10 protein-coding genes are annotated in these 12,243 nt (G+C 43.5%); 8 read left to right on the plus strand and 2 right to left on the minus strand.

What is annotated here, in order from left to right; all coding sequences use genetic code 11:
* Positions 1 to 30: 30 nt before the first annotated feature.
* The 8 genes from AC3WQ3_RS18925 (at position 31) to AC3WQ3_RS18960 (ending at position 10,429) form a co-directional block, all read left to right on the plus strand.
* Positions 31 to 1,344, plus strand: a complete 1,314-nt coding sequence (locus AC3WQ3_RS18925) for an ABC transporter substrate-binding protein (protein WP_492473146.1) — start codon at positions 31 to 33, stop codon at positions 1,342 to 1,344.
* Between the two features lie 360 nt (positions 1,345 to 1,704).
* A complete protein-coding gene (locus AC3WQ3_RS18930) occupies positions 1,705 to 2,688 on the plus strand; it encodes an alpha/beta fold hydrolase (RefSeq protein WP_492473205.1) in 984 nt (327 codons plus the stop codon).
* 381 nt (positions 2,689 to 3,069) lie between these two features.
* On the plus strand, positions 3,070 to 4,368 hold the full coding sequence (locus AC3WQ3_RS18935; protein WP_095286656.1) for an NCS2 family permease: 1,299 nt from the start codon (positions 3,070 to 3,072) through the stop codon (positions 4,366 to 4,368).
* Positions 4,369 to 4,572: 204 nt separating this feature from the next.
* Positions 4,573 to 6,000: a VanZ family protein gene (locus tag AC3WQ3_RS18940; protein WP_492473147.1), complete on the plus strand. Its 1,428-nt coding sequence runs from the start codon at positions 4,573 to 4,575 to the stop codon at positions 5,998 to 6,000.
* Positions 6,001 to 6,306: 306 nt separating this feature from the next.
* Positions 6,307 to 7,194: a cation diffusion facilitator family transporter gene (locus AC3WQ3_RS18945; protein ID WP_154893996.1), complete on the plus strand. Its 888-nt coding sequence runs from the start codon at positions 6,307 to 6,309 to the stop codon at positions 7,192 to 7,194.
* A 159-nt stretch (positions 7,195 to 7,353) separates the two neighbouring features.
* Positions 7,354 to 7,959: an acetylglutamate kinase gene (locus AC3WQ3_RS18950; RefSeq protein WP_336781798.1), complete on the plus strand. Its 606-nt coding sequence runs from the start codon at positions 7,354 to 7,356 to the stop codon at positions 7,957 to 7,959.
* Positions 7,960 to 8,262: 303 nt separating this feature from the next.
* A complete protein-coding gene (locus tag AC3WQ3_RS18955; RefSeq protein ID WP_492473148.1) occupies positions 8,263 to 9,150 on the plus strand; it encodes a serine/threonine-protein kinase in 888 nt (295 codons plus the stop codon).
* A gap of 292 nt (positions 9,151 to 9,442) precedes the next feature.
* Positions 9,443 to 10,429, plus strand: a complete 987-nt coding sequence (locus AC3WQ3_RS18960; protein ID WP_492473149.1) for an alpha/beta fold hydrolase — start codon at positions 9,443 to 9,445, stop codon at positions 10,427 to 10,429.
* A 262-nt stretch (positions 10,430 to 10,691) separates the two neighbouring features.
* Here the strand turns inward: AC3WQ3_RS18960 and AC3WQ3_RS18965 are convergent, their stop codons facing one another.
* Complete coding sequence (locus AC3WQ3_RS18965; protein ID WP_336781795.1) at positions 10,692 to 11,651, minus strand: SDR family NAD(P)-dependent oxidoreductase; 960 nt, start codon at positions 11,649 to 11,651, stop codon at positions 10,692 to 10,694.
* A gap of 67 nt (positions 11,652 to 11,718) precedes the next feature.
* Positions 11,719 to 12,153: a MerR family transcriptional regulator gene (locus AC3WQ3_RS18970; RefSeq protein WP_492473151.1), complete on the minus strand. Its 435-nt coding sequence runs from the start codon at positions 12,151 to 12,153 to the stop codon at positions 11,719 to 11,721.
* Between the last annotated feature and the right edge of the window lie 90 nt (positions 12,154 to 12,243).

Below are 12,243 nucleotides of genomic sequence, written 5' to 3' on the forward strand. Positions count from 1 at the left end.
TCAATTCTTAATTTATAGGAGGGTTTATTCATGAAAAAATTTGGTTCGCTTTTGTTGGCAGGAACGCTTGCACTTGCTTTAGCTGGTTGTGGTGACTCTAATTCTGCGGGTTCAACCGATAATGCTGCTGCTTCTGGGAGTTCGAATGGCACGGCGAATAAACCGGTAGAGATTACATATTGGTACTCATGGGGGGACAAGATTGCCGAGAACAATGAGAACCTGGTGAAAATGTTTAATGAATCGCAGGATGAAGTGATTGTGAAGGCCGAATATCAGGGATCGTATGCAGATCAGCATTCCAAGGCACAGGCGGCTTTTGCAGCGGGCAATGCTCCCGAAGTGTGGCAAAATGAAATTGCTTCGGTAGGTGTATTTGCCGAATCCGGCATGACGCAGGAGTTGACTTCTTTTGTAGAGAAGGATCAGCTTGATATGGATGATTTCATCCCAGGTCTGATGGGAAATTCATATGTGAACGACAAACTGTATGCTCTTCCGTACTTACGCAGTACACCTATTCTGTACTTAAACCGTACGATGCTGGAGGAGGCAGGACTTGATCCAGCTGGACCGCAGAATTGGGCCGAATTTGAAGATTATGCACGCAAGCTAACGATCAAGGATCAGCGCTACGGCATTTCGATGCCTGTGGATATTTGGTTCTATGAAGCTTTCGTAAGACAGAGCGGAGGAACGATGATTAGTGAGGATGGGAAAAGTGCGGCATTCAATAATGAAACAGGAATTGAACCTGTGAAGTTGTGGCTGAAGATGAAGAATGAAGGCATCATGAGCATCGGTACAACCGACGATGCAGGTACGCAAGCCAAGACGGATTTCCACAATCAGCGTTCAGCGATGCTATTCGCTTCAACTGCAGACTTGACCAATAATATGAAGGTTGCAGAAGAGCAGGGCTTTGAACTTGGAACGACATTTATGCCTGCGAATGATACGTTTGGTGTGCCAACGGGTGGTGCCAATCTGGTGATGACCTCTGGCCTGTCCCCCGAAAAGCAGGAAGCGGCGTGGAAGTTTATAAAGTGGATGACCTCCAAAGAGCAAACGATCTATGCGAGTTCCTTTACGGGATATTTACCTAGCCGAATCAGCGCGGTGGAAAGTGATGAAATGAAGAAGCTCTATGAAGAAAAGCCGCTGTTCAAAGTAGCGGTGGACCAACTGGAATATGCAGGTCCTCGTCCGATGCAGAAGGTTTATCCTGAAATTGGTGAGATGATTAAGGATGAGATTCTTCGTGCGGTTGTTGATTCGTCCGTTACGGCAGAGGCAGCTATAGCCGAAGCAGCGAAGAAGGCAGATGCCTTGTTGAGTAAGTAGAACAATGATGATAGCGCAAAGGGGTTAGACGGTAATTTCCGCTAGCCCCTTTGTTTTGTCCCTGGACATGGGAGATATCTGCTAGGCACTTCGTGCCGAGGGATAAAACACAGCCCACTGCAGGTGGAGCGCATTTACTAGCTGCGTTAATTTAGCGATTTGATCGCTAGTTTTGGTCCTTATTGTCTCCGTGGGAATTGCAGTGAGCTTAGTGTCACTATACATCTTACAGGTGTAGTGCCTTCTTTTGGACTTGTTCACACTCCGTTCATACTGCCGTCACGAAGCGGACATCTTGCTTGATTACACTTGGAATATGTCGTCGCCATAGCGGCGCTTCACAAGCAGAGACAGGAGAAGATGAACGTGGCAAAAACGGTGGAAATGCAAACAACGGGAATGAAGAGACGTAAGAAACGAAACTTATGGTTGAAAATAATTGGAGGAATTGTTGGGGTCATTGTACTGTTCATGGGCGTCATATTCGTCGTTAATGCTATAAGTAACGGAGTCGAGAAAAAGAAAATCGAACCCTATGGCCAGTATGTCCATGTAGATGGGAAAAAGATGAATGTATACATTCAGGGAGACGGCGAACAGACCATCGTCCTTCTTCCGGGGCAGGGTACTCCGGCGCCTGTACTTGATTTCAAATTATTGATTGATGAGTTGTCTCCCGATTATAGAGTTGTAGCCATTGAGCCTTTCGGTTATGGGTTGAGTGACGAAACGGAGAAGGAGAGAACAACGGAGAATATCATCAGCGAATATCACGAAGCTGTACAGCAGCTTGGTATTGACCGTTACATTCTGATGGGGCATTCAATCACAGGACTTTATGGAGTATCCTATGTGAGCACGTATCCGGATGAAGTTCTTGCTTTTGTCGGCATTGACAGCAGTGTTCCCAATCAACCCGGCATGGATGTCCAATTGCCGCTGGGATTGATGCAGTTTCTTCAGGATTCAGGTCTGATGCGATTGCTAAAAGCAGTGAGCGCCGATCCATATCAGTCCCTTGCTTTCGATGAACATACCAAAGAACAGATGAACTTGATTTCGAATCAGGTCGCGACCAATCCAACGATGGTGGATGAGTTAAGGCATCTCGGTTCCAATTTCAAAAATGGAGAACATCTTAGCTATCCTCGTGATCTGCCAGTACTTCTCTTTGTTCAATCAAATAATGAGCAAAATCAGCAGTGGATTCCGCTGCATGAGGAGCAAGCCAAACAATCTGCACAGGGTAAAATGATCCCAATGGAGGGGGCACATTACCTGCATCATACGAAATTCAAAGAAATTGCCCAGGAATTCAAGGAATACATGAAGGAAATAAAGTAGTATGGTAAATTTTAAACTGCGGTACCGGATTCGGTGCCGTGGTTTGTTTTTTTGTTTTGCGTTTGCAGATACCCATGGCTAATGAGGAACTGTATTACAGTCGAAAAAACGAATGAATAATCTATAAAATATCTATATAGTTCGTAATTAACTGTGAACAAATCGGTTAATTCGTTGACAATGCATGTTACTTTTATTAAAATACGAAATGGACATCAGGTTATAACAGGTATGAGGATCACTTTTTGGGTCTCTAAGCTTAGCTGTTCAATCCTAATGACGAATATAGGAGCGGAATTATTACAATCCTATGCGAAGATTAGGATTTTTTTGTTTTTATCTAATCCAGAAATAATTTGAAAGTTGGAGGCTGGCTTTACCATGAACAATTGGTTCAAACTGAAGGAAAGAGGCACGAGTGTTTCAACAGAAATCATCGCAGGGATCACGACATTCTTCACGATGGTATACATAGTGATCGTAAACCCGGGAATTCTCAGCAGCACGGGAATGGAGTTTAACGGTGTATTTATTGCGACAGTGCTGGCGAGTATTGTGGCAACGCTGATTATGGGGATATGGTCCAACTATCCGATTGTTATCGCGCCGGGTATGGGTCTGAATGCATTCTTTGCCTATAGTGTAGTTGCGGGATATGGTGTGTCTTGGCAGGTTGCACTGGGCGCGGTATTTATCGCAGGGCTTTTGTTTATTGTTTTATCACTTACTTCCTTCCGCTACATGCTGCTCGATGCCATTCCCGCGAGTCTCAAGCACGCGATTACAGCAGGGATCGGACTGTTTATTACGACGGTAGGCTTGCAAAATGCGGGAATTATTGCCGATTCGGAATCGAATTTGATCACCATCGGGAACTTGGCAGAGCCAATGACCTATCTGACGATTATTGGGTTGATTATTACGGTTGTGTTGATGGCTTACAATGTAAAAGGTTATCTGTTCATCGGAATGGTGGTTACCGCGATTCTTGCCTGGATAATGGGACTATTTCAAATGCCGGAATCGATCGTATCTATGCCAGAAGGGCTTACAGCAACGGCTTTCCAACTGGATCTGGCAGGTGTATTCTCCAATGGCTTGTATACGATCATCTTCACCTTCCTGTTAATCACGCTGTTTGATACAACGGGAACGATGCTGGGTGTTGCTGAACAAGCAGGACTCCTGAAGGACGGGAAATTCCCTCGCTCACGCGGTGCGCTCTTGGCTGATGCCGTAGGAACAACCACTGGTGCCTTGCTCGGAACCAGCCCAACATCGGCTTATATCGAGTCCAGCACAGGGGTAGCTGCAGGAGGAAGAACGGGATTGACTGCAGTAACGGTCAGTGTACTGCTTGCGCTTACGCTATTCTTTACACCAATCGTAAGTGTGATATCCGGTATTCCGGCGATTACTTCTCCGGCACTGATTATTGTAGGGTACTTCATGATCAGTGTTATCAGCAAAATCAACTGGAAGGATCTCGAAGAAACATTTCCTGCTTTCTTGATTATCATCCTTACTCCACTAACGCACAGTATTGCGACAGGTATTGGCGTAGGATTCATCTTCTATCCGGTTCTGAAGCTGCTTCGTGGTAAAGGAAAGGATGTTCATCCGGTATTCTACGTGTTTGCGGTATTGTTCTTCATCCAGCTTGTATTTCTGGATCACTAAAAAACGATTTAAAATAGAAGGAGAGCGGCCTGTATTATACTGGCAGCTCTCCTTCTTGGTTTATTTTGTATGGATATCAAGCACAATCTTACACGATTGAAAGATTCATGAAAGCTTGATAGATAGGAGCTTTTTTCCACTGTCGGTATACTTGAACCATAAAGGGCTGCTCAGTGCAGCCAATCATTATGGGAGGAGTTACAGATGGATTTCATTCAAGTGGTACAGAAACTATTACCTGTCGTGGGTGTTGCATTAATAGTCGGCCTCATAGCCTTGGGAATCGTGTTAATAACGTATAGGTTGTATAGAAAAAGAGGTGGAAAACGCATCATAAAATTATGGCAGTTTATAGCCTCATTTTCGTTGATGGGCTGGCTGATCATGGTCATGATGTTAACAACATTTAGCAGAGGGGCTAATTTTGACGGATGGGTAAACTTGGAGTTGTTCAGCGGCTATGTAAGTGCATGGAATCAATGGTCCCTGAGCGAATTCCAGCTTATTATTTTCAATATGTTGATGTTCGCACCGCTAGGCTTCCTGCTTCCGCTTCTGGGAATGAAGACACGTGGCTTCAAGTCGATATTAATCATATCGCTGATGATTACAATAGGTATAGAAACATTTCAGATGGTGACAGGCAGAGGGATTTTTGAACTGGATGACATATTGCACAATACGCTCGGCAGTTTAGCCGGATATGGGTTGATGAGTGCAATCCTTGATATCAGGCAAAAAAAGAGAATATCCTTCAAAGCTATGTTTCGTGCGTTATGTATTCCTTTGACCTTTGTACTGTTATTTACAGGGGCACTCATCATGTATTCCAGTCAAGAGCTCGGGAACCTTGCCATTCGTCCAGCCACATCGCAGAAAATGAATCAGGTCCATGTGACACTAGGCACGAAGCTGCCGGACCACGCTGAACCTGTTGCACTATATCGAAGCTTTGAGATTCATAACATGGAGTATGCCAAGCAGATGGTTTCATTACTGAGTGATCATTTTCAACTGCAGCAGAGAGGTCACATCTCCATTGACGGATTCAACCGGATCTGGAATCTATATGACAGCGGAGGGACCGATTACACCTTTAATTACAGCATGAATAGCGGTAATTGGTCGTTGGCACCTGATCAGTATGCGACGATCTCAATGCAGCCGGAGGTTCTGACAGAAAAAGGAACTGTCTATGGTGAGTGGCTAAGTCAGCATGGATTACTGCCTCAAAAAGCTAAATTCAGTACACAAAATAAAGATACCGTTCGATGGGATTTGCATATGACCAACTCCGATATGTTAACAGAACAGCGAGACTTTGATAACGGAATGATCATCATTGTACCTGCGGCAGAAGGTATTATTCCCCAGGATTTGTTCTATGCCATGAATAAAAATAAATATATTCGTACCGTTGATGTGAGCAGTCCGGCGCAAGCGTATGAAGAAGTTCTCAGAGGGAATTTCTACATGTATAATGATCTGCAAAAAGGCGACAATTTGATTGTAAAGAGTTATGAGCTGACCTACACTTACGATTCAAAAGGTTATTACCAGCCAGTATACCAATTCAAGGGGACTCTCAACGGGGAAGAGTGGAGCACACAGATCCCTGCCTTGAAGAATTGACTACTAAAGTAAAATAAAGAATTGACCAAGATGAAGACTCATGACATGAACTAGATACGTGAATAACAAAAAAATGGGATGAGATGCAAGGTTGTACAAAAGCGAGCATACGGCTCGCTTTTTCTAATTGTATTTCTGCACACGAGAAAAGTTTACCCGCTCCAAATCTTTTAGTTTGTTATAACAGTCTTGCCGCGTTCAGATTATGTTTCACTGTGCCCAAAACGTTTCTCTAGACCCACACATTCTCGCGATGATACTATCAAAAACGTGCTAGAAGACTGGGGAATGCAGGAGGATTTATTCGTGGATCAACTGAAATACGACAATTTAAAAATGGGTGAACGAGGAGCCTTTATTAGCATTATTGCTTATATATGCCTGACCGCATTAAAACTGGTTATCGGTTCCATCGCAGGCTCAGAAGCGCTCAAAGCAGATGGGTTAAATAACGCAACCGATATTGTGGCCTCGATCGCCGTCCTTATCGGACTCAGGCTTGCTCAACGTCCAGCAGACAAAGATCATACATATGGTCACTGGAAAGCGGAGACTGTTGCTTCGTTAGTTGCCTCGTTCATCATGATGGCTGTTGGTTTACAAGTTTTATTTGAAGCCATTGGTTCCGTCTTTCAAGGGGAAAATGAATCGCCTGATCTGATTGCCGCATATACAGGCATTTTCTGTGCAGGTGTGATGTACTTGGTCTATCGCTACAATAAACGCCTTGCTACCAAAATCAAGAGCCAGGCGGTCATGGCTGCAGCTCGTGATAATATATCCGATGCTTGGGTAAGTGCCGGTACCGTCATAGGAATTGTAGGCTCGCAGTTTGGCCTGCCTTGGCTTGACCCGGTAACAGCAGTCATCGTCGGTTTCCTCATTTGTAAAACAGCATGGGATATTTTCAAAGAGGCTACTCACCATCTAACAGACGGTTTTGATGTGGAGCTTATTCGGGAGTACAGAAAAACCATTGCTACGATTGATGGGGTAGAGACCGTGAAGGATGTAAGAGCGAGAAGCTACGGAAATAATGCGGTTGTAGACGTTGTTATTACGGTTCGCTCTGACCTGGACATGCAGCAAGCACACGATATATGCACCGATGTTGAAGACGAATTGCTCAGAGAACACGACGTGTATACTGTACATGTACATGTTGAACCAGAGATGTGGGAAGAATCCGTGTAATCGATATAGAAGTTGTAAACCAGTGAACGTTGATTCGTCCATTGGTTTTTTATTTTTTCATACATATTTAGGAAAGACAAAAGTATCAACATTGCTCATTAGAATGCACCAATAAAGGCTATTGCCTATATATTGTTGTAGAAAAGGAGCTGACGGATCATGATGAATTATGTTCCAACGTACTATTATCCTGTATATCGAAAATCAGATCATTTGAGCTGGACGCCAGCCAGTGTCGATCTAAACAGGAAGCTCAGATCACTATGGGAACAGCATGTGTTCTGGACGAGATTAACCGTAAACAGTATCGTCGATGGTCTTGAGGATGTCCAGCCAACAACCGCAAGACTTTTACGCAATCCAAGTGATTTCGCCATGGTGCTTGAACCGTTGTACGGGACGGCTATCGCCAAGCAATTTGAAACATTGTTCAGAGAACATTTAACCATTGCCGCCGAACTTGTTAGTAACTTGAAGTCTGGTAACACAGCAGCTGCAGAAGATGCTCAGAAACGGTGGTATGCGAATGCAGATGAAATTGCAGCCTTTCTGGCCCAAATTAATCCATACTGGTCTCAAATCGAATGGCAGCGTATGATGCATGAACATTTACGTCTCCTCACGGAAGAGGTGGCAACTCGGATAGCGAAAGATTACGTAAGAAATGTTGCAATAAGTGATCCCATACAACAGCAGGCGTTAGAGATGGCGGATATGATGACAATCGGAATTGTACAACAATTCCCGACGGTGTTTCAGTATTAATCGAAAAGCATGAGAGCCTCCAATTCAATTTTCTGGATAATTAAATATGAGTGCTTGAACAATAAGTCGCTATTTAAGCGACTTTTTCTTGTTTTCTATGTTAAGTAAAATACGGGGAGTTACCTCACCCTGATGAAGGTTTGCAAAAACTACATTTAGATGGATAATAGTGGTACAAGATCAGAGAGGAGTGATGTCTTATGAAAAGACATTTATATGATAACAGGGCAGATCAAAATGGGGGGAACACGTTTAAGTAGCCCTATAAACGGCGTGAATCCCCAAATGTGAGGGGACGATAATATGGATCAAAAACCGACTCCATTCAAGATGGATCGTGTATCATTCGAACTTCAAGAAGACCATGATTTCACATGGCTGCAATCGCTTGGCACCGTTTTTAGCGTGTTTGACCAGCAGGATTCGGGTAACATCAGTTTTGGGATTGAGAATAACGGCAAGAAGCGATTTGTTAAATATGCGGGTTGCAGACCCATGGCTTTCACGGGTAATCCCGGAGATGCAATTTCCAGATTAAAGAGTGCCATGCCGCTGTATAAAATCTTGGCTCACGCCAATCTCATTCAACTTATAGATCATTTTGAAACGAGAAATGGCTATGCTGCCATTTTTGAATGGTTTAATGGTGAATGCCTGCATTCACACTGGTTATTTGCAGGTGAAGCGAAACATTGTCACCCTGAGTCGCCTTTTTATAAATATAAACAACTATCAATTGAGCAAAGGCTGCAGTCCCTTGATTCGATATTTGAGTTTCATCAACACGTGGAGTCCAAAGGATACGTTGCTGTTGACTTTTATGACGGTAGTATTTTGTATGATTTTACAACGGATGAAACGAAGATCTGTGATATTGACTTCTACAGAACGTCTCCTTCAGTCAATGACATGGGAGAGAACTTTTGGGGAGCAGCACGCTCAAAGGCACCGGAAGAGTTCACACGGGGTGCGCCTATTGATGCAAGAACGAATGTGTTCACCATGGGAGCCATTGCATTCGGGTTACTGGGTGGTGAGATGGATCATTCATTTGCAAAATGGAAAGCAAACAGATCACTATACGAAGTCGCTCTACGAGCGGTTAGTCAGGAGCGTGATCAACGATACAGAAATGTTCATGAATTTTTCGTTGCTTGGAATGCAGCTAAAAACAAGACACTGGACTTATAAGAGCTTAGGAGTTTAGGAGCTTCAAAGTCATGTCCTTTTTTTCAGAGTTACTTGAGTACAAAGGGATAACAATTGAACATTTCCTGACTAAAGTCGCTATTTAGCGACTTTTTTTAATTTCATGGGCTGATTTCTTACTCCTGAAAGGAGTTTAGGAACGTAAATCCTTTGCTATTCTACGTTGTTCATACTCCGTTCATATTGTATTCATTCAGAGGACAACTTGGTTGATTAGACTTGCATCAGTAGACCGGAAGGCCATTGTACAGATGACAAGAGGAGCTGAAAGAGATTGACACAACAAGCAGCAAGGAAAGTAAGAAAACGTTCATTATTCAAGAAAGTGTTACATATTTTACTTAAAATCATCGCTGCAATCATTATAGCCATCCTGCTTTTTGTAGCCAGCGTGTATACGTTTAACAAGGTTAGCCGTTATTCAGAACAAAAAAGAACGGAACCTTACGGTCAGCTTGTATCTGTGGATGGGAAGCAGATGAATGTTTCGATTCAAGGAAAAGGCGAAGAGACGGTCGTGTTGTTACCCGGTTATGGAACTGCGGCACCTGCCCTTGATTTTAAACCACTAATTACAGAACTATCCCCATTTTACAAAGTCGTCGTCGTTGAGCCTTTTGGTTACGGATTGAGCGATCAGACTGAGAAGGAGCGCAGCACTGCAAATATCGTAAGTGAAATTCATGAAGCATTACAAAGCCTCCATATTGACCGGTACATTCTCATGGGGCATTCCATATCAGGGATCTATAGTCTGGATTATGTGAACCAATATCCGGACGAGGTGAGAGCATTTATCGGGCTGGATAGCAGTGTTCCAACGCTGAAAGAAGAACAGACCATTGATTCATCGGTGACCACTCCGATTAAATGGTTTCGTAACCTGGGCTTCCACCGCATACAGTTAAAACTAAGCACGGACCCTTATGAAGGACTGCTATATGATCAACAAACCAAAGAGCAAATAGACATCTTCATACGTAAAAACATGTATAACAACACGCAGTTGAACGAGGCAGAGCACATGTATACCAACTTTACTGAAGCCGAGAAGCTATCGTTCCCTCAAAGCTTACCTGTTCTCCTCTTTGTTCAAGCGAATAACGCCGCAACAGATCAATGGGTTCCCGAACATGAGAAGCAAATAAAGGATTCTACACATGCAGAAATGCTCCTAATGGATGCAGGACATTACTTGTATCGTTCCCATCCCCAAGAAATCGCTGAAAAAATCAAGGAGTTTACGAGAGAATTAAAATAATGGAGTGAAGTCCTGTAGGACCGGTAAGAGGGGAGGGATGGAAGTTACCAAGCGGTCATAATAAAAGTAGTCATAGGACAACAAGAAGCGAGCTCGTGCTATCAGTGCACGGCTCGCTTCTTGTTGATTACACCTTTCCATAACGAGAAGGGGTAAATGGCTGCCTATTCGCCTTGCTCTCTAGAGTTAAGACTTAGCGTGGAGGAATCAAATGTAGAAATGGTGATCATTAAAGGTACCGTTTCGTAAACTTCCGGTTAGGTTAGAGGTCAAACTTCACACCGGTTAATTTTTCACTAAGCAGCCACAATCGTTGTGCTGAGTCAGAGTCAATGGCCCAAGGCAGTACACCAGGCATATCCTGCACAGTAGGTACGGCTCTGGCAATGTTCACATCTAAACAGTAAACACCACCTTGACCTTCCAGCGTCGGACTTGTGGCACACCATACACTCGTTGCTGCTCCTTGCTCTTCTGTCTTGAGGTCCATTCCAAAGTCCAAATTATTCAATTCTTCCTCGGACAGGAAGCGTGACAAATCGGTATAGATTGCACCTGGATGGACAGCGAATGCCCGAATACCATATTTATACCCGAATTCATCTAATGAAACGGCAAAAAGGGAGTTTGCAGATTTGGACTGTCCGTAAGCTCTCCATTTCTCATATGGCTCTTGTTCGAAATTCGGGTCTTCAAAGTTAACTCCTCCGAACACAATGCCTGAAGAGGATACCGTAACGACTCTAGCGCTTCGTGCTTGTTTAAGGGCAGGCCACAAACGCGCAGTGAGCTGGAAATGTCCTAGATGATTTGTAGCGAATTGGGATTCGTACCCACGGAAATCCCGGGTCAGAGGAGGAACCATGATACCAGCATTGTTAATAAGAATATCAAGTGGGCGTTGCGAATCCAGGAAGCGCTTGGCGAAGGCATCAATGGAAGCGGGGTCCATGAGATCAAGCTCTTCTATCTCAACATGAGGGATATCGGCTAGAGCCGTACGAGCCTTCTCTATAGTCCGTGCAGGTATAATGACTGTAGCACCGGCTTCTGCCAAAGCACGTGTGGTCTCCAGTCCAATGCCAGAATATCCACCGGTTACAATACAAACTTTATTGCTTAGATTGATTTCTTGGAGCGTTTCTTTTGCTGTGGAATGTTTTCCATAACCTGATGTAATGGGCTCCTGAGGAGTGCGACGATAAGTTTTGTTTGAGTGCATGTGTAATTCTCCTTTACGTGATGTGTACATAACATACATCTTAAAGTTAACTTTAAGTCAAGCATCCTCACTCGGGAAGGTTCTTCTTCGAAATCAAATCATCATAGAATCCAATTTTCTGATTGATGCGTTCTAGATTGGATTGGATTTGGTCGATCTGGTGCTCTACACTTTTTTTGTGTTTGATTAAAATATCTCTTCGGTCTTCAAGCATAGTTTCCACATGATAGCCTAAGTTCATATAGGCCTTCAGGTCTTCAATGCTCATTCCCGTTTCCTTTAAGCAGAGGAGAAATTTCATAAGCAGTAGATGCTCTTCCCTGTAAACTCGTCTTCCAGCATCATTACGTTCAATTTCGGGGAGAATCCCCTCTTTTTCGTAATATCTGAGAGTCGAAGCATTGATATTCAATATAGATTGCATTTCACTTATGGTATACACGTGCTTCACCTCACAAACTTGTACTCCGCTTATTATTATAGTTGCCACGTGGCTCTTCATATAAATATATCAAGTTAATCGTAGACTAACAAAATAATCGTTTGCCCGAAAGCAGGGAGATAACTCCTTTACTGAAATTATTAGAGCATA

The organism is Paenibacillus sp. FW104-T2, assembly GCF_058789975.1.